This window comes from Brevibacterium sp. MGP-B1 (assembly GCF_057766545.1).
Genome location: NZ_CM173407.1, coordinates 4,297,486 through 4,315,967, shown reverse-complemented (window position 1 = coordinate 4,315,967; position 18,482 = coordinate 4,297,486). Strand labels below are relative to the sequence as shown.

The following is an 18,482-nucleotide window of genomic DNA, read 5'->3' as shown; positions in this document are numbered from 1 at the left end:
CGGGGCCGTCGGATGCCGGCCATCTTCGGATGTCGGCCATCCGACGGCCCTTTCGCTGCGGCCCCTATGGCACAAAATTGGCGTCGCGCCTGCGCGGCACGGCGGTGGGGCTCGCTGTTCGCTTTCGCGGCACCATCACCGAGGTGGCCCGCCAGGCTACACGGCGGTTGCCACATTCCCGTCTGCCTGTGCGCGTTGGGGAGCACTGTCACCGCCGGCTGCCCGGGGAAGTCCATTCACAACGGCACCGTATTCGGCTGCGATTCGGCGAACAACCTCAGCGGCGGAATGGAGCTCCGTCACCAAACCTGCTGTCTGACCCGCTTCGACCTTCCCAGTCTCGACCTCACCGTCTTTTGCCGACTGCCGAAGCACGGTGGACGCGAACACTTCCCGTCGGTCGTCCACCGACGCACCTGCAGTCTCAAGATCAAGCATCCGTTCGGTGAATTGATTGCGCAGGGTGCGAATCGGATTGAGCCCACGTCCGACGAGAACAGCGTCCTCGACTTCCGCGCTGAGAACCCTGTCCTTGTACGCCGGGTGCGCGTTCGCCTCTGGGGTAGCGATGAACCGAGTGCCGAATTGTGCTCCGGCGGCTCCCAACGACAGCGCAGCCGCGAGCGAGTAACCATCGGTGAATCCGCCGGACGCTACGACCGGGATCTCAGGGAATTCTCGCGCGATCAGACGGGTGAGCACGAGACTAGTCACTCCGTGCTCGGGCGGATGGCCGCCTGCCTCCGCACCGACGACGACCAAACCATCGACTCCGGCCCCGACGGCCTTGGCCGCGTGAGTGAGGCTCGTGACGACGTGAAGCCAAACAGTCCCAACATCGTGGAGAGCGCCGAGGTACTTTTTCGGCCCGCCTTGCGAGGCGATAATCACTGGCGGCGCTTGGTCGATGAGGTGAGCCATCACCTCATCGACTCCTTTGCGGTAGAGGGGCATGTTGACAGCCCATGGTCGGTCCGTGCCGGCCCGCATGCGCGTGAGGCACTCATCGAGGTCGGGCAGCCGCATCGGACCGCCAGCGACAACTCCCAAACCACCGGCTTCGGACACTGCCAGGGGGAGTTCGGCACAGGAGCTCACCCAGGACATTCCTGCCTGGACGATGGGCAGGTCCATACCGACGAGGCGGGTCAGGGGTGTGTCGATGCGCATCTCAGATCGCCGCCATCTCATCGAGATACTTCTGTGCTTGTCGGCCCAAACCCCCGCGTTGGACCTTCGAACTGGCCGTCATGCCCAGTTCCTCGAAGTCCTCCATGAATCGGACGTACTTGGGTACTTTGAATCCAGCCACACGTTCGCGCAACCATGCTACTAATGCCGCTTCTTCCAACGAATGTCCCTGGGACAGGGAGATGAATGCGAACGGCACTTCGATGAGGCGCGGGTCCGGCACTCCCACCACCACAGCTTGCCGTACTGCAGGATGATGAAGCAGTTCCTCTTCGATCTCAACGGGCGAAACGTTTTCACCGCCCACGCGGAACATCTCCTTGAGCCGACCGACGAAAGTCAGTCGCCCGTCCTCGTCCAAGATGCCAAGATCCCCCGTGCGCAGCCACCCATCAGAAGTGCAGGCGTTGCGTGTGGCTTGAGGATTGTTCAGATACCCGCTCATGACGTTCCAACCGCGCACCTGAATCTCTCCCTTACACCCGGTCGGCGCCTGCTCGGTGGCAGCATCGTCCCAGATCCGCACCTCAACTCCAGGCTGCGGAAGCATCGCCGAGGCAAGCCGCACGTGCTCGGGCTCCCACCACGCTGACTGAGCGACGTTCGGTGAGGCCTCCGACTGACCGTACCCAGCGACAACCTCGCTGGCACCGAGTTCTTCGGCCACTCGTTTGAGCACCGCGGCAGAAGCCGCGACCCAAGCGCCCCGCAAGACAAGATTTCGTCGCGGTCGATCCGGGTGGTCGAGGAGCATGAGCGCGATTGTGTCGTTGCCGGAGAAGTGAGTACACCGCTCCCGTTCGAGAATACCGAGCGCGGGACCTGCAGAGAACCGTTCCATAGTCACCAACGTCGCCATCGACTGTGCACTGCTGAGCACGGAAAGCGTGCTGCCTGCGACATGGAAGAAAGGGCGGACTGAATGGAACCTGTCGCCGGCCCGCAGTCCCATTCTCACGGCCGAGAAGTGCGCGTCGGCGCACATTCCCCTGTGAGTCAGAAGGACTCCCTTCGGACGAGAGGTAGTCCCCGACGTGTACTGGATAAGTGAGATACTCGCCGGGCTGACGACAGCGGCATCATCGCCAGCGATTCCGTCCGCTCCATCGGTTGCGTCACCTTCCACGACCACATCCTCTGGGCGACTGCCGACAGAGGTATCGGAGAACTCGGACCAGCGAGTCCAACCCGCTTCGATCTCTGTCGCGGAGTCATCTTCGAGGACGACAATTGACGCCAAGTAGGGCAATTCGGGGTGCGGCAGCTCTGAATCCGGTCCTGGTCCGATGGTGCGAATCGTGGAGAGGAAATCGTTCGAGAGCACGCGTGGAGCAGTGATGAGGAATGACGCCTGCGAGTCATTGAGCACATACGCCAGATCGCTTGAACGGTACCGCGTGTTGACCGCAACGACCACCGCACCGATGCCCGTAATCGCGTAGAACAGCTCCACCCAGCGCGGACCGTTGCCAACGCACAGCGCCACATGGTCTCCTGCACGAACACCCATTCGACGCAATACCTCAGCGGCGGAATCAGCTCTGCGCTTGAGCTCTGCATAGGTGACACGGTCATCGCCGCAGACGACGGCTTCGAGGTCCGGGACAGTGGCCGCTGCTCGAGCAAGCACCGCGGAGGTAGTCAGAGGACAGGCGCCTACCGGCACCTCGGTGCGGTCGAAGGGGTCGGTGTCAAACGTATCCGTGACGTCATTCAGAGCAGTCACTTACGCACCTCCGTGGTGGGTGTGTCATTACGGGCTGCAAAGTCTGCGAGGCCCTTCTTCCACTCGCCCCGGGCGAGATTCGTCTCGATTGCGCGCAGTTCGATATCGAGGCCTTGGTCAAGGCTGACTTCGTTTCCCGCATCAATGGCATTCTTCGTCAGCTGCACTGCGGAGGTCGGCGCTTCCGCAATCGTCTTTGCCGTTTGCAGCACGAAGTCCCACCCGTCCTCGCAGTTGATCACCTTTTGCACAAGCCCCAGGTCGACAGCATCGGCGGCATCCACGACCGAATTGGTGAAGAGAAGTTCCTTGGCCTTTCGGACCCCGACCACGCGTTGCAGTCGCTGAGTGGCGCCGATCGTGCCCCAGTGAACTTCGGGGTACCGGAAGCTGACGTCATCCTGCGCGTAGGCGAAGTCGCAGGAAAGTGCGATCTCGCCTCCAGAACCGACAACGGCTCCCTGCAGATAGGCGATGACCGGAACACGGCAGCGCACGATTGCACGGTATGCCGCAAACGAGGCAAGCCGCCGTTGTCGAATCCATGCAGAGTCCTTTTCCTGTCGTTCTTTGAGGTCGGCACCGGCGCAGAACGTGGGCCCGTTAGCACCGATCACCACGACACCCGGCAGTTCGGCGTCGATGGCCCCGAAGGTATCGATGAGGTCAAGGCAGAGTTCGAGGTTGACGGCGTTCCGGGCCTCAGGACGGTTGAGCATGACAATGAGGACGTCGCCGAGGCGTTCGGTCGTCAGCGTGTTCCGCGGGCTCGGCGCCGGTCCAGCAACGGCTGCTGTGTTCGTCGTCAGCGACTGGCTCATGCCTGCCCCTCCGCTCCGGCAGTTTCGGCTGCGCCACCCGCGTGCATGGCCCCGACAGGCTTGAAGGCTCCCAACACTTCCTCGTTATCGGCTCCCAGGAGTGGAGGAGCAGAGATCGTCGGGTCCTCATATCCGTGGAATTTCACTGGGGTGCGCAGCGCACTGAACCTGCCGACTGTGGGATGCTCGAAGGTACCGACCATTCCGCGTTCCTGTGTCTGTCGTGCGTTCAGGGCCTCTTTGACAGAGCGGACTTCGCCCGCCGGGATGCCAATCTCGGTGAGTGCGGCAACCAGCTCGTCTCGGGTCCACGAGGAGATGGCTTCGGACAGCGCCTGAGTCACTTCCTCACGACGGTTGACTCGGCCGGCGTTCTCAGCCAGTTCCGCGTCTCGCTCAAGCTCGTCGAGACCGAGAACGTTGCAAAGAAGCGGCCAGTGTTGGTCGCTGCCGCTGATCTGCACCCACCCATCTCGGCATTCGAATGCTGCAGAGGGCACCCGACCGAGGTGCGCGGTACCGGTCCGCGCGGGATCTTCGTCGAGAGCGAACGTCCGAGCGGCAGCGAGCGCGAGCAGGCTAGTCTGGACGTCCATCATCGCAACATCGATGAAGGTGCCGATTCCGTGAGTGCCACGCCCGACAAGCCCGGTGAGGATCGCGATCGCTACCCACAGTCCACTTGTCATGTCGGCCACTGGAATGCCTGCCTTCGACGGCCCTGACTCGGGCTCGCCTGTCAGGTGCATAACTCCCGACAGAGCTTGGAACACTGTGTCGTAGCCTTTTCGGTTGCGTTCAGGACCCGTCTGACCGAAGCCGCTAGCGGCGACGTAGATGAGTCGTTCATTGAGTTCATGCAGACGTTCCCAGCCAAGTTCGTAGCGATCCATGGTGCCTGGGACAAAGTTCTCGACGACGACGTCGACCTCAGTGACAAGGCGTTCGACGATGCGTCGGTCGTCATCGCTTTTGAGATCTAACGTGACGGACTTCTTGCCGCGATTGAAAGCGAAGAAGTAGGCGCTCTGGTCTCCGACTCTCGGTTCGAAAGATCGAGTCTCGTCGCCCTTCCCAGGACGCTCGACCTTGATCACTTCGGCGCCCATGTCAGAAAGGATCTGAGTGGCCATCGGCGCGGCCAGGACGCGTGAGAAGTCGAGAATGCGGATTCCATCCAGCGGTTTGGTCATTTCAGCTCCTGAACGATCGCATAAGCGCATTGAGGTCCTGCCCTGCATCCATCGCCGCTGCCGTCGGAAGATCGGCAACCCGGTAGTACAGAGATTTGATGGCGCTTAACGCCCTAGACGAACGTCCGGCCCAACTGGTCGCAATCTCCTGTGCACGAGCGACCTCGGCGCCGGTCTCAACGACCTCGTTTGCCAGCCCGAGTTCTGACATCTCATTCGCGCCGAGCATACGACCAGTCGAGATCAACTCGAACCCGAGCTTGCGCCCCAGGTGCCGCTGCAGACCTGTCATCACGAGCGCAGGAACAATGTCATGCTTGATCTCGGGGTACCCGAACGACACGTCATCGGAGACGACGATCATGTCGCATGCCAGAGCAAGTCCAGCGCCTCCGCCCACCGCATGGCCCTTCACCGCAGCGACCACAGGCACCGAGAGGCTGGTCGGCAGCGACTGCAGCTCAGCGGTGAGCGCCGCTCGGGCAACCACGCGTTCGGCGTGATCAGGGGTGAGTTCCGTGAACTCACTCAGGTCAGCACCTGCGCAGAAGCCGCGCCCAGCTCCGGCGAGGACAACTGCCCGTATCTCAGGGTCACTATCGCAGTCGAGCAGGGCATCTCGGAGGGCTGTTGTCAGTTCTGTGTTGAGCGCGTTGCGCTTGTCCGGGCGGTTGAGAGTTATGGTCCTGACCCCTCCCTCGGAGTCCGTGACGATGAGTGTGTCACTGGTCATACTGCGTCAGCCTTTCTCAGGATTGAGTTCGACAGCCCAGCTTTGGACGTCTTACTTAGGAGCGTGCGGCCGAGCACGCTTTCACATTCGGCAGCGGCCTCCATCAGTGCGTCGAGGTCAAGACCCGTATCCACCCCGAGCGAGTCGAAGAGATTGACCGTGTCTTCGGTAGCCACATTGCCCGTCGACCCGGAACCGTAGTTGATCTTGTTCGGGTGCCCCCCGACACCGCCCATTGCGGAGTCGAAGCTACGGCAGCCTCCTTCATAGGCAGCCATAACATTCGCGATGCCGAGGCCACGCGTATCGTGGAAGTGAGCGACGACGGTAAGTTCAGGGAAAGCTGGGACCAGCTCCGCGAAGAGACTCTTGGCACCTGCCGGGTCCGCCAGACCGGTCGTATCCCCGATGGTCACATAGGCGGCACCCAGGTCACGGAAGCGAGCCACATCATCGATGACTCTCTGCGGGTCGACCGTTCCTTCAAATGGGCAACCGAAGGCAACCGAGACAACGCCTACCAGTGTGAAATTCCCTGCGGCAAGTTCAGCCATCTGCTCGACTTTCTGCCATTGTTCTGCTCGAGTCGCACGGAGATTGACCTGCGAATGCGAGTCGCTGGCAGAGGTGAGCAGGCTGATTTCCTCGGCTCCGTACCCGGACGCTGCGTCAGCCACAGCGCGCTGGACGGCCTTCTTATTTGGGCACGTGGCTTTGAAGGCGACGCCTTCGCTCCGCGGCAGCGCTTTCAGCAGGTCACTGGCGTCGGTAAATGCTGGCACTTGCTTCGGGTGGCTGTAACTGGTGGCTTCAATGCGCCGGAATCCGGCAGCAGTGAAAGATTTGAGCACGGCAAGCTTCTGTGATGTCGGCACGAAAGCACTTTCGTGCTGCAGACCATCTCGGGCGAAGCACTCGTTGATGCTCACTCTGTCGTTCATTCTGGTGATTCTCCTTTGTCGTTGCTGCAGACTATCGCATAACTGTTGACTTAATCAACAGTTGGCAATTCGGACTCACCGTTCCCCATCGCCTGATGCCACGCTCCCCGACACAGCCTCATCACCATAGCCATTTTGACCAACGGTCGGCTCGCCCTCAGCATTCAATTCCGTCGCCTGCCTGGTATCAGCCTCCCGCAGCGACTTCGCCGGAATACCGATCAGCACAACGAAGACTCCACACAGAATAATGAGCCCACTGGCCATGAGGCCCACGGATATGTCGCCGGTGATTGCCTGGATTGCAGCCAGCATCGCCGGAGCCACAGCCGCCATGACCGATCCAGCAGCCGTGACAAAGGCAATGCCGGTAGCAGCGGTCCTCGGCGACAGATAGATCGAGGGGATCGAATAGAAGACCGTAAGACCTGAATAATGCGCGCATGCCATCACAGTGAGCAGGGCAACCACAAGCGGCGGCGTATCAAGAGTGAACGCGAGGATGAACATCGTTGCAATGCCCGTCAACCACGGCACAGCCGTATGCCAGCGGCGCTCGCGAGTTCTGTCCGAATGGCGCCCCACGAGGAGCATCACGATGATTCCGCCGATCGGCGGGATGGCCGAGAGCAGGCCCAACGAAAGCGGATCATCAATACCGGAGCGATGAATGATGCGCGGCGTCCAGAAGGAGACCGCGTTGGCGAACGTATACGCTGCACAGGCGCCAAGACCAAGGATCCACACCCTTGGGTCGCGCAGCGCTACGCGCAGTCCACCGTGCGATTCGCGCCCCGTGCTCTTCGTCGCTGAGTCATCAGCAAGATCCCGCTCAATAACAGCCTTTTCCGCGCCACTCAGCCACTTAGCTTGCGACGGCCTATCGCAGAGCACCAGCCAAGCGATTCCCGCGAGAATGAGCGGAGGGATGCCCTCGATAACGAACAGCCACTGCCAGTCAGCCAGACCCGCAACACCACCGAAAGCGCTCATGATCCATCCGGACATCGCGGACCCCACGGCACCCGAGATCGGAATAGCCATAAAGAAGATCGCGGTCATCCCGGTTCGCCGACTAGAGGGGAACCAGTATGAGAGAAAGAGCAGACACCCCGGAAAGAAGCCCGCCTCAGCAACCCCGAGAAGGAACCGTGCGATATAGAAGGTCACCGGTCCAGTGATGAACATCGTGGCAATGGTGACCAAACCCCAAAGCATCATGATGCGCACAATGGTCTTTCGTGCACCGATACGGGACATGAGCGCGTTCGACGGAATCTCAAAGATGATGAATCCAACGAAAAAGCAACTCACCCCTAATGCATAGACCGCCTCACTGAACCCCAGGTCACGCTCCAGTCCGATCTGGGCGATGCCGATGTTCGTCCTGTCGATAAAGCTGATGAAATAGCAGATGACCAGAAGCGGCATTAGCCGCAAAGCCACCTTTCGGTAGATGCGCCTTTTCTCTGTCAGCGACACCTCTGTCGCAGCGTCAATCGCCATGGACAAGCCCCCAATGCCTTGATTCCAATTAAGTGGTTCAAGTCTCACCCTCAGTGTTGAGTTTGTCAACACTGAAATCAACACAAAGAAGCTCGTCTCCGAAACTCTGACTAGGTCACCTCACCCTGGGGTCTCGTGCTCATGGTGCTCGAGAACGATTGCGACGTCGGCAAGCTTGTTGAGAGCTCGGTCCAGAACCTCACGTTCCTCAGGCTCCAAGACCGCAAGCACCGTCTGATCTCGCTCATTTGCGGCTGCAATAATCTGCTCGAATAGCGATTGCCCGCTATCTGTAAGAGTGAGCTGACTCGATCGGCGAGGCCCCAGCGACTTGGAGACTAGGCCGCGATCCACAAGTCCCGAAATCACGCGACTCATCTGCGCTTTGTCGAGCGCAGCCAAACGAGCCAACTTGTTCACAGTCATCGGCTGCGTCTGACCGAGCAGGGCCAAGGTCCGCCACTCGGGAAGACTAACGTCGAACTCCCGTCGGAATCGAGGCCCCGCGCTGGCTGATAGCAGGTTAGCCAGACGCCGCACTCGGAACGAGAGAAGCTCGGTTATTTGCAGCGGCTGAGTGCTCGCGCCACCTTCTGCATGCGGGGCGTCGTCCATAAAGGCATCCAATCTTCTTGTGCGCCAGCGGGCATAGAAACGTCAGTACTCTATCGTTCCATGACCTAGCGTGCTTCCGGATGCCGCGAAACCATGTCAGGTGCAGTGCCACCACTTTTGCCGAGCCCAATCAGGCGCACCCGCCTGCACGCCCACTCTGTGGCACAATGAAGACGTCGCGTCTGTCGCGGCACGGCGGTGGGGCTCGCCGTACCCAACCTCGGCGCAGGACTCGTGATGATGCTCAAGAGTCCGCAGTCGACAACAGTCCCTACCTCGACCGGCTTCAGCATGCCCGAAAGGTAGGAGAGACCATCACCGCCAGCCCCGCTCCGATATACGACGGGCCGCCACGCGCCCGCATCATCCTCGGCGTCGTCCCCGATCAGCCCGCCGAGGTGATGGCCGCCGCCGCGGACTACGCCGCCCATTTCGACGCCGAGCTCGTCTGCGCCCACGTCGACGACTCCCGCTATACCGTTGAGACTCGTCCCGACGGCTCCGTGCTCTCGATGCCCATCGATCCGGACACCACCGACGAGGCAGCCACCGAGTTCGACCCCGAACTCCAGGACCGCATCGCTGTAGCCCTGGAAGGCACGAATGTCGCCTGGTCGACCCGCGCACTGGCCGGGTCACCGGCACAGGAACTCGACCGGCTCGCCGAGGCGCTCGATGCCCGCATGATCATCCTCGGCGTCCGTCGCGCAGGTGTTCGCGGCTCACTGCATGAGTTCTTCAATCGCTCGGTCGCGATCCAACTGTCAAGGCGCCAGCATCGCCCCCTCGTCGTCGTTCCGCTGGCGACAGGCACCGGTGGCATGGACGACCCCGAAGCTCCTGCGACGTCGCCGACCCCGGGCGCGTCCCCCACTGCTGAGCCTCAAACCGGCAAGGGCGAGCAGTGACCCGGCCGGTCCACCTGCGCCTGTCCTATCTGGGGCTCGCATTCCTCGGCGGCGCGCTCGGAACCGCGGCACGCGAGGCGATCAGTCTGAGCCTGCCGCCCCTCGGCGATGTGCCGTGGGCAATCCTCACGGTCAACATCCTCGGGGCGTTCCTGCTCGGCCTGCTGCTGGATTCCCTGGCGCGCAGCGGTCCCGATGAAGGGTGGCGTCGCCGAACACGGATCCTGGTCGGCACCGGTTTCATGGGCGGGTTCACCACGTACAGCGCGCTGGCCGCGGATACCGCTGGCCTCCTCGGCGCGGATCCGGGCGGTGCGAGCAACCCCGGCATCGGCCTTGCCTACGCGGTGGGAACGGTACTCATCGGCGGTCTCGCCACGTTCGCCGGCATCGCCACGGCGACGACGCTGCGTAGAGGCGGCGCTGAGGTCGACGAGGTGGCCGACGATCTGCCGATCGAACCCGATGCCTGGGACGGGGACACCGCGGATGCCGGTCCCGATGCCTCTGCCGACCGTCACCCGGGAAGTGCCCGATGACGCCGCTGGTCTTCGTCGCCCTTGCCGCCGCCGGCGGGCTCGGCGCCTCATCACGAATGCTGATCGACGGTCTCATCAAGTCCCGCATGAGCACGGCTCTGCCGTGGGGAACGATCATCATCAATGTCTCGGGATCGCTCATGCTCGGACTGCTGACCGGGCTGGCCGGGGCGAGCCTGCTGCCGGAAGCCTGGCACCTGGTGCTCGGCACGGGATTCCTCGGCGGCTATACGACGTTTTCGACAGCGAGCTTCGAAACGGTCCGACTTCTCCAGGAACGTCGCTGGGCCGCCGGCCTGGTCAACGCGTTCGGCACGCTGGTTTTCGCCACGACGGCCGCAACGATCGGGCTCTGGCTCGGCGGCCTGGCCTAGCTGCAACCGACCGTTCTGAGTTCAGCCACATCTCCACACGCTCACCCTCAGCGAGGCGCTGTCCGCGCAGACGCCGAACGGCCCAGTTGAAGTCGAAGAGCACACATTTGAACATGTGCCGTGCGACTTCAACTGGGCCGTGAGCGCGCGGGCCCCCGGGCCGCCGAGCTGCGGAGCCTCAACTCACCGATAGGCGCGGTGGTACTGAGCCGGGCGGTAGTCGATGTCAAAGCGCAGTGCGTCAGCGGCGCGCAGCGCGAAGTTCGGGTCGCGCAGGTATTCACGGCCCACGAGGATCGCATCGGCCTGGCCGGTGGCCAGTATGTGCTCGCCCTGGAACGGTTCGCTGATGAGACCGACGGCCGCGGTCGGCAGTCCCGATCCCTGACGCACGCCGGCGGCCAGAGTCGTCTGGTAGCCGGGACCGACGGGAATCGACGCCATCACATTGCCACCGGAGGAGACGTCGATGAGGTCGACGCCGTGTTCCTTGAGCCATCCAGCGACGTGGACGGTGTCGTTGAGTGTGAGCCCACCGTCGGTCCAGTCCGTCGCGGACAGGCGCACGAACACAGGAACGTCCTCGCCCACCTCGGCGCGGGTGGCATCGACGACCTCGAGCAGCAGACGAGCCCGGTTCTCCAAGGTTCCGCCGTAGGAGTCGGTGCGCGTATTGCTCAGCGGCGACAGGAACTCGTGGAGGAGGTAGCCGTGTGCGGCGTGGATCTCGACGAAGTCGAACCCGGCCTCGATCGCCCGGCGGGCCGAGGACCGGAAGGCCGCGACCACCTCGGCGATCTCCGTCTCGGTCAGTGCTCGCGGTTCGGCGAGTCCTTCAAAGGCCAGTGCGGACGGAGCCACGGTCTGCCAACCGCCTTCGTCGACGGGCAGGCTGCCGCCGCGGTCGGTTCCCCACTCCGGATAGGTCGAGGCCTTGCGGCCGGCGTGGGCGAGCTGGATGCCCGCGGCGGTGCCCTGCGAGTGGAGGAAGTCGACGACAGGGACGAAGGCATCGCGCTGTTCGTCGTTCCACAGACCCAGATCCTTGGCCGAGATGCGCGCCTCCGGAGTGACTCCGGTGGCTTCGACGATGACGGCGCCTGCTCCTCCCCTGGCCATGGCACCGTAGTGGACGGTGTGCCAAGGAGCGGGGGCCCCGTCAAGAGTCTCGACGGAGTACTGGCACATGGGCGGAACCCAGATCCGGTTGCGGAAGGTCAGGCCGCGCAGAGTGAGCGGTTCGAACAGCAGATGAGACATGACACCTCGTGATCTCGTCGAAAGTCGTCGGTTGGAAGTATGAGATTCGTCGTACTTCGAGTTCGCACTTTACTACGATGGATTTCGTACTACCAAATGTTTCGTACAATAAGGAGTACGACATCAGATCGACGCGATGGCGAGAAGGGAGGATCCAGATGCGCACACTTGACCACCCCAGCAGGGACGAGATGAGACTTGACACCGTCCTGGCTGCCCTCGCCGACCCGGTCCGCCGCACCGTCGCCTGCAAACTCAACGACGCATTCGGCGCTCATGCGTGCGCGACCTTCGAACTGCCGGTGTCGAAATCGACGGCGACCTACCACTTCCGCACACTGCGCGAAGCGGGGGTGATCCGCCAGGAATATGAGGGCACCAAGATCATGAATACCCTGCGCAAGGACGATCTCGACGCCCGTTTCCCCGGCCTCCTCGACGCCGTGTTCGCCGCCCAGGACATCGAACGCGCCGAGGCGACCGCCCCCGAATCTCGAGACTGACCCGACCGAGTCGCCCCCGCACAGACGCGACCGAAACGGGCGAGAGACACTCTCCCCCGCGCGAGCAACCCCTCCTCCCCGCTGACGAAAGTTAAGTGGTGCCAGATTGCCCGCTGCTTACGAGTAACCGAGCAATCTGGCCCCATTTAAGTCGCAATCGGGACGACCCCGTCGTTCTGATTGAGCACCTCGACGCGGAAATCGACGATGCCGTCGGACCGGGGCTCAGCCCCTGACCGGCTGCCCATCCTGCCGGGCCTTGGCCCGACCGCGGGCAAGATCGACCAGTCCGATGATTCCGGCGAAGACGATGACGAGCGCAATGAACCCGAAGCCCGCAACGATGGCGGCGCCGTAGCCGGCCAGAGGCTGGACGACGAAGAACACAGCGGTGACGATCGCGATGCCGATGGCCGTGCCCACCCGCTGCCCGGTCTGCATCACGCCGCCGGAGCTGCCCGCATACTCGACGGGTACCTCGGCCAGAGTGAGCGTCTGATTCGGGCTGATCGCCATGCCCTGCCCGAGGCCGGTGACCCCGAGCGTGAGGAGCAGCCACCAGATGCTGATTCCCCAGGCCTCGTGCGCCAACACGAGGAGCGCCGAAGCGACGACCCCGGTCAGACCGATTGCCACCCCGAGGACGACCATCTTCCGGCCGAAGGTGAGCACGACACGGCCGGCCGCCTGTGCTGCGATCGCCGAGAGCAGCGCCGAGGGCAGACCGACGAGGCCCGCGTGGAGGGCGGGGAATCCGAGACCGTTCTGCAGGTAGAGCGCCACGATGACCCAGATGCCGGGCATACCGACGAAATACATGGACGTCAGCGACGCCCCGTAGGCGAAGCTGCGTGTCCGGAACAGCTGCATATCGACCATCGGTGATCCGCCTCGGCGAGAGTATCGGTTCTCCCACCGCACCCACAGCCAGACGACGGCGACGCCGACCGGGACGAGGGCGTAGATCCAAGCACCTGCGCTGCGCTCGAGGAAGGGCAGCATGACCAACAACGTGCCCACGCCGAGCAGAACGAGCCCGACGGGGTCGAAGTCGGCGCGGCGTCGGCCGTGCGAGTCGGACTCGGTGCTGGTGCCGACCCAGGCGCTCTGCGGGAGCCAGAACCTGCCGAGGATGATCGCAGCCAGGGCGATAGGCACATTGATGAGGAACGCCGAACGCCATCCCCACTCGTCGCCGAGAACAGCGATGAGCCCGCCGCCGAGGACGGGGCCGATGCCCACGGAGACGCCGACGATCGTGCCGAACATCCCGAAAGCGCGACCGCGCACCTGGCCGTGGAAGTACTGTTGGAGCATCCCCACGCCCTGGGGGCTGAGCAGGCCGGAGCCGAGGCCCATGACGACACGGGCGATGTTGAGCACGAGCGGGTCCGGGGACAGTCCCGAGATGAGGGAACCGAGGGCGAAGACACTGACGCCGATGACGAAGAGCCGACCACGGCCGAAGAGGTCACCGGCTCGGCCGGCGGCAACGAGGAGCACGCCGAACGCGAGCGTATACCCCGAGAGCACCCACTGGATCGCCGAATTCGAGGCGCCGATCGAGCGCTGCATGTCGGGGAGGATGACATTGACGATCGAGACGCTCAGCAGCGACATGAACATCGGGACGAGCATCACCGCCAGGATCTTGCGCTGCTCTGCCGTCATGACCGTCTCGGAAACATTACCCATTCATATAGTTCTACGCCGCCCTGCCGACAAGCACAATCGGCCTCCGTGGTGCGTTTGCTCACGCACCACGAAGGCCGAGGTATCCGAAAAAGCTGCGGCGGGCCTACTCCCCGCGGCCGATGGCTTCCACGGCCTTCGGGTCGGAGGAGTGCAGGAATTCTTCGATGCGCGCGGCCTCTTCGCCTTCGCCGATCGCTCCGGCGGCACGGCCGAGCGCGTAGAGCGCGCGGAGGAATCCGCGATTGACCTCATGCGAGTACGGAATCGGTCCCGCGCCGCGCCATCCGGCCGCACGCAGGGCATCGAGTCCGCGGTGGTAGCCGACGCGGGCGTAGGCATAGGCATCGACGAGGCGGCCCTCCTGGTGCGCCTCATCGGCGAGTTCTGCCCAGGCCAGGGACGAGGCCGGCAGTGCGGCAGCGACATCAATGGGCTCTTCACCTGCGTCGATGCGTTTGCGAGCGTCGACGTCCGGGTGGTCGTCCGGCAGGTAGGTCGGCTGCGGGCCGAGCTGGCTGGCATCCAGATTGCCGATATGCGATGGGTTGCCGATGGGCTGGGTCATTGCGTCTCCTTCGTAGTCGGGGTCATAGTCAACATCATTTCGCCGAGGCGGCTGTCCGCCCCAGCAGCACGTTCAGTTCGGGGCCGCAGTCAGTTCTTCTTCACTTCGGACGGCAGCACCGTGTACGGGTTCTCACTCAGCGCTCCGGTGACCCCGGCATCGGCGAGCTTCTCCAGCTGCTTCTTGTCTTTGACCTCGGTGGCCCACACGTCGAGGTCCACACCAGTCCATTTCTCGGCGACATCGGCCTCGGCGGCCAGGGCCGTGTATCCGCTGCCGGACAGCGACTCATTCCGTGTTGCCGTCAAATCCCCGGTGAACATGGCGCCGACGCCGGCATCGGCGGCGGCACGGGCTACCTCGGGGTCATCGGTGCGCACGAGCGTCGAGTCCTCGAGCCCCGCCTCGGTGATGGTCTTCAGGGCCGGGGTGGCCACCTCGGCGGAGTCGATGGCGGGCATGAAAACGGTGTCCCCGCCGAACTCGTCGACGATCTGATCCCAAGTGATGGGCTCGCCGGGACTCGTGTCCTTGCGGGCCGGTTTGATGGTCTGGTCGAGGAATTCGTGCGCGTCGAGCTCGTCGAGGCTCTTCTTCAGGCCCATGTCCTCGGCTGCGGTCTCCGGGTTCGCGGCCACGATCGTGCCGTCGCCCAGAGCCGTGAGTGTGGGCGCGGGCAGGTAGCCGAACTTCACGTTCTCGGTGAAGGCGAGCTTCGAGTTCGCCGGGTACACCGAGGATCCGCCGTCGAGGGCGCCCACGGCCGGTGGGTTGAGCGAATCGACCGTCAGCTGGTCGTCGGAGCCGAAGATATTCATCGCGAACACACCCGCGACGAGGAGGACGACGATGGCGCCGGCCCACAGGGGTGCGTTGAATTTCTTCGGCTCGGGACGGTCGGGCACGGGAATCCGCTCGCGGGATTCGGGATCGACGCTGGGCAGCGGATCATTGGTGCCGCGACCGTAGCGGTCCCGGTGGGCCCGGCTCGGCTTCTTCTTGCTCATCGGCTGCTGTCCTTCGTCGTTCCGGCTCCGGTGACGAGTCCCCGGAGGAACCCGGCACCCCAGCACAGGTGCATGGTCGGCAGGACGATGCCGAACCAGAATCGCTCGCGTCGTCCGCAGTCCTTCGCCGCCGAGGCGGTGGCCAGGATTCCGGCGATGTAGCCGAAGCTGGGCACGTGGATGAGGGAGGTGAAGCGGCGGAGGAACTTCGGCCACCGCTTCGTCGATCCGGACAGTTGGAGCAGGGTCTCGATCACGGCCGCGCCCATGCCGAGCACGAGCAGCGGCGGGGCGAAGTAGCGGATGGAGTTCTGCGATCCGTAGCGGCGGATGAGTTCGGCGCGCCAGATTCCGGTGGCCCAGAACTGCTGCGCGATCTTCGACCATGTGCCGCGCGGCCAGTAGGTGACTTCCATGTCGGGGTTGAACCAGATGCGGCCGCCGGCGGAGCGGATGCGCAGGTTGAGTTCCCAGTCCTGACCGCGTTTGATGCCTTCGTCGAATCCGCCGAGGTGGTCAAACACCTCCCGACGGTAGACGCCGAGGTAGGCCGATTCGGCTTCCTGTGCCTCGTCGCCGGAGTGGTAGGCGGGTCCGCCGAGGCCGACCGGGGACATGTAGGCCCGTGCCACGGCCTTCTGGAAGGAGGTCTTGCCGCGGGCGAGCATGAGCCCGCCGCAGTTCGCGGCCTTCGTCTCGCGCAGGGTGTCGATGGCCTGCCTGGTGTAGTCGGCGCCGAGTCCGGAGTGCGCGTCGACGCGGATGATCACCGGGTGTCGGGTCGCGGCGATGGCGAGGTTGAGCCCGATCGGGGTCGCGGCCTGCGGATTGTCGACCGTCTGGATCCGCGGATCACGCGCAGCCATCGACTCGATGATGGCGTTCGTATCGTCGGTCGAGGGACCGAGAGCGAGGACGACTTCTTTGTCCCCGTCATATTCCTGAGCGAGGATCGTGGTGATCGCCTGCTCGATGTGTTCGGCCTCGTTGAGGACCGGCATGATGAAGGAGACACCGGGCTTCTCGGCCAGCGGCGGAAGGCCCTCCGGGGTCAGGATCTCAAGTACTTTCGACACGCCCTCAATCTTCCCACACCCGCGCGCACGCGGTCTTGAGGGGGCGTACAGGTGGGGCGCCTGCAACGGCTGACTCAATGGCGAGGCTTCCGCGTCCATGAATGAGTCCGTTGCCGAACGGTGGCCCGTAGCCTGAAATCTGCGGAGCAAATAAATAAAACAAATATCGTTTGCTTGTGTTGCCTAGCCACTCGAGCTCATGCATCCAGCGCGCGGCGAAGGCCACTGCGAAAGCTCGGGCATGCTGGCCGATAGTGCTAAAGTAAATAGAATAAATACGATTCAGTTATATGGCATTGGAGGGGCGAATGTCTGACACACGCATGTACGGCCCCAGCCCATTTACGCCGGGCTACAGCAAGCCTCCGCTGGTGTTCGGCGGACACAGGGCAGAGCTGAATGAAATCACTGAAGTCTTTCGCACGCTCGACTTCGGGGAGAACGATTCGCTGCTGATCTCCGGCCTTCGCGGATCCGGCAAGACATCTATGCTGGCCAGACTCCAAGACGCAGCACGTGAGGCCGGATGGATCGTCCTTGCAGATGATGCAAGCAAAGGCCTCATGGAACGGATCACTGAATCCTCCATCCCACGTGAGATCAACCGACTCACGGAGACCACCCGCGCGAGGCTCAGCAGCATCGGAATTTGGAAGTTCTCAGCCGGCTTTGAATATGTCGACCGCAGCCGCAGCGTAAAACCACTGCTGCGCGACGATCTGATCGCTCTCTCCACAGCTTTGAACAGTGAAGCCGGGATCCTCATCACCATTGACGAAGTTTCGTCAGGAAAAGTCCGCTTGCGCGAGCTGTCTCGGTTCGCACTTGAAGTCGCGCATGCAAAGTCTGAGGGCTCGAACATCATGATCGCCTTTGCCGGGATCAAAGTGGACCTGGATGAACTGGCAAAGAATGACCACACAACCTTCATCCGACGCTCTCGCGATTTGGATTTTCGTCGGCTGAACCCCCAAGAAACCCGACACGTACTTGAAGAGACCATTCGCATCGCAGGCAGGGCAATCGATCCCGAGGCATTGGAACTCCTCATCCGCGTGACCCAAGGCTATCCATATCTGATTCAGCTGGCCGGGGACTATGCATGGAGAAACACCCCCGGCGAGGAGACGATCTCAGTTGCGGACGCACAGATTGCTCACGACAAAGCGATCAGATCCGTGCAACGTCGAGTCATCAGCCGAGTATATGAAGACCTCTCCGAGCGCGATAGAGATTTCGTCAACGCAATGGCGGTCGACGTAGCGGGACGAAGCAAGATGTCAGACATTGCCGATCGCATGGGCACATACGGACAATATGCGCAGATCTACAAAACCAGATTGATCAACAGCGGGTACGTTCAACCCGATGGTCGGGGGTATGTTGCATTCTCGCTCCCCTACCTAGGGGACTATATTCGCTCGATGGCCCCGCAGCACCCTTCAAATTCCAGAGGGGCCGACGACTGGAGTGCATACCCACCACCACCGTCTGTATGAAAACGTACTCGAACTTCGCATCATTCGTCACAGTGCACGTGGCCGGTCCGGCCTGACCGTCCAAAGCCGCCACCAAGGCGGTGTTGGTGATGGCACCGCGCTCGATTCCTCGAACGAAGGGCCCGACTGCAAGCCAGTCGAATATTGCGTCGCAGTCACGACAGACCAGGATGCTGCCGAATCAGAGAACACCGACGCCGGAGAAGAGGACCGGACCAAAATCAACATCAAATGCCATGAGCGATGATCTCCTTTGGAATCACGACCATGCCGCCGTCGATGCGGGGCCGCATCCTGGGCCGATGATTGACCGCGGGCGGGTCCGGGCAG

The 18,482-nt window shown here is 62.8% G+C and carries 18 protein-coding genes; 5 read left to right on the top strand and 13 right to left on the bottom strand.

What is annotated here, in order from left to right:
• Nucleotides 1–156: 156 nt before the first annotated feature.
• The 8 genes from AC3CD9_RS19495 to AC3CD9_RS19460 all read right to left on the bottom strand — a co-directional run bounded on the left by AC3CD9_RS19495 (nt 157) and on the right by AC3CD9_RS19460 (nt 8,726).
• Nucleotides 157–1,170, bottom strand: a complete 1,014-nt coding sequence (locus tag AC3CD9_RS19495; protein WP_488365665.1) for an NAD(P)H-dependent flavin oxidoreductase — start codon at nt 1,168–1,170, stop codon at nt 157–159.
• Nucleotide 1,171: 1 nt separating this feature from the next.
• Nucleotides 1,172–2,917, bottom strand: a complete 1,746-nt coding sequence (locus AC3CD9_RS19490) for a class I adenylate-forming enzyme family protein (RefSeq protein ID WP_488365664.1) — start codon at nt 2,915–2,917, stop codon at nt 1,172–1,174.
• Nucleotides 2,914–3,738, bottom strand: a complete 825-nt coding sequence (locus tag AC3CD9_RS19485) for an enoyl-CoA hydratase/isomerase family protein (protein WP_488365663.1) — start codon at nt 3,736–3,738, stop codon at nt 2,914–2,916. Before AC3CD9_RS19485 ends, AC3CD9_RS19490 begins: the two co-directional genes overlap by 4 nt.
• Nucleotides 3,735–5,009: a CaiB/BaiF CoA transferase family protein gene (locus AC3CD9_RS19480; RefSeq protein WP_488365662.1), complete on the bottom strand. Its 1,275-nt coding sequence runs from the start codon at nt 5,007–5,009 to the stop codon at nt 3,735–3,737. Before AC3CD9_RS19480 ends, AC3CD9_RS19485 begins: the two co-directional genes overlap by 4 nt.
• Nucleotides 4,933–5,664, bottom strand: coding sequence for an enoyl-CoA hydratase/isomerase family protein (locus AC3CD9_RS19475; RefSeq protein WP_488365661.1), 732 nt, complete (start codon nt 5,662–5,664; stop codon nt 4,933–4,935). Before AC3CD9_RS19475 ends, AC3CD9_RS19480 begins: the two co-directional genes overlap by 77 nt.
• Nucleotides 5,661–6,593: a hydroxymethylglutaryl-CoA lyase gene (locus AC3CD9_RS19470; protein ID WP_488365660.1), complete on the bottom strand. Its 933-nt coding sequence runs from the start codon at nt 6,591–6,593 to the stop codon at nt 5,661–5,663. The genes AC3CD9_RS19475 and AC3CD9_RS19470 overlap by 4 nt, the downstream gene beginning before the upstream one ends.
• 87 nt (nt 6,594–6,680) lie before the next feature.
• Nucleotides 6,681–8,111, bottom strand: coding sequence for an MFS transporter (locus tag AC3CD9_RS19465; protein ID WP_488365659.1), 1,431 nt, complete (start codon nt 8,109–8,111; stop codon nt 6,681–6,683).
• 120 nt (nt 8,112–8,231) lie between these two features.
• The gene (locus AC3CD9_RS19460; RefSeq protein ID WP_488365658.1) at nt 8,232–8,726 is read right to left on the bottom strand and encodes a MarR family winged helix-turn-helix transcriptional regulator; all 495 of its coding nucleotides are present in this window, start codon (nt 8,724–8,726) and stop codon (nt 8,232–8,234) included.
• A 167-nt stretch (nt 8,727–8,893) separates the two neighbouring features.
• On the opposite strand from AC3CD9_RS19460, the gene AC3CD9_RS19455 reads away from it, so the two are divergent.
• Genes AC3CD9_RS19455 through crcB form a run of 3 tightly spaced genes read left to right on the top strand, consistent with a single transcriptional unit; the run spans nt 8,894 to nt 10,547 of the window.
• Complete coding sequence (locus AC3CD9_RS19455; protein WP_488365657.1) at nt 8,894–9,634, top strand: universal stress protein; 741 nt, start codon at nt 8,894–8,896, stop codon at nt 9,632–9,634.
• A complete protein-coding gene (locus tag AC3CD9_RS19450; protein ID WP_488365656.1) occupies nt 9,631–10,173 on the top strand; it encodes a fluoride efflux transporter FluC in 543 nt (180 codons plus the stop codon). The genes AC3CD9_RS19455 and AC3CD9_RS19450 overlap by 4 nt, the downstream gene beginning before the upstream one ends.
• Complete coding sequence (crcB, locus tag AC3CD9_RS19445; protein ID WP_488365655.1) at nt 10,170–10,547, top strand: fluoride efflux transporter CrcB; 378 nt, start codon at nt 10,170–10,172, stop codon at nt 10,545–10,547. Before AC3CD9_RS19450 ends, crcB begins: the two co-directional genes overlap by 4 nt.
• A gap of 183 nt (nt 10,548–10,730) precedes the next feature.
• Here crcB and AC3CD9_RS19440 read toward each other — a convergent pair whose 3' ends face one another.
• Nucleotides 10,731–11,807, bottom strand: a complete 1,077-nt coding sequence (locus tag AC3CD9_RS19440) for an NADH:flavin oxidoreductase/NADH oxidase (RefSeq protein ID WP_488365654.1) — start codon at nt 11,805–11,807, stop codon at nt 10,731–10,733.
• 191 nt (nt 11,808–11,998) lie between these two features.
• On the opposite strand from AC3CD9_RS19440, the gene AC3CD9_RS19435 reads away from it, so the two are divergent.
• Entirely contained in the window at nt 11,999–12,310 is a 312-nt protein-coding gene (locus tag AC3CD9_RS19435; RefSeq protein WP_488365653.1) for an ArsR/SmtB family transcription factor, read from the top strand.
• Between the two features lie 225 nt (nt 12,311–12,535).
• Here the strand turns inward: AC3CD9_RS19435 and AC3CD9_RS19430 are convergent, their stop codons facing one another.
• The 4 genes from AC3CD9_RS19430 to AC3CD9_RS19415 all read right to left on the bottom strand — a co-directional run bounded on the left by AC3CD9_RS19430 (nt 12,536) and on the right by AC3CD9_RS19415 (nt 16,653).
• On the bottom strand, nt 12,536–14,005 hold the full coding sequence (locus AC3CD9_RS19430; protein ID WP_488365652.1) for an MFS transporter: 1,470 nt from the start codon (nt 14,003–14,005) through the stop codon (nt 12,536–12,538).
• Nucleotides 14,006–14,108: 103 nt separating this feature from the next.
• Complete coding sequence (locus AC3CD9_RS19425; RefSeq protein ID WP_139469889.1) at nt 14,109–14,570, bottom strand: DUF3151 domain-containing protein; 462 nt, start codon at nt 14,568–14,570, stop codon at nt 14,109–14,111.
• A gap of 89 nt (nt 14,571–14,659) precedes the next feature.
• Entirely contained in the window at nt 14,660–15,577 is a 918-nt protein-coding gene (locus AC3CD9_RS19420; protein ID WP_488365651.1) for a hypothetical protein, read from the bottom strand.
• Nucleotides 15,574–16,653, bottom strand: coding sequence for a glycosyltransferase family 2 protein (locus AC3CD9_RS19415; protein ID WP_488365650.1), 1,080 nt, complete (start codon nt 16,651–16,653; stop codon nt 15,574–15,576). Before AC3CD9_RS19415 ends, AC3CD9_RS19420 begins: the two co-directional genes overlap by 4 nt.
• A gap of 308 nt (nt 16,654–16,961) precedes the next feature.
• Here AC3CD9_RS19415 and AC3CD9_RS19410 point away from each other — a divergent pair, with 308 nt between their 5' ends.
• On the top strand, nt 16,962–18,152 hold the full coding sequence (locus AC3CD9_RS19410; protein WP_488365649.1) for an AAA family ATPase: 1,191 nt from the start codon (nt 16,962–16,964) through the stop codon (nt 18,150–18,152).
• Nucleotides 18,153–18,482: the final 330 nt, after the last annotated feature.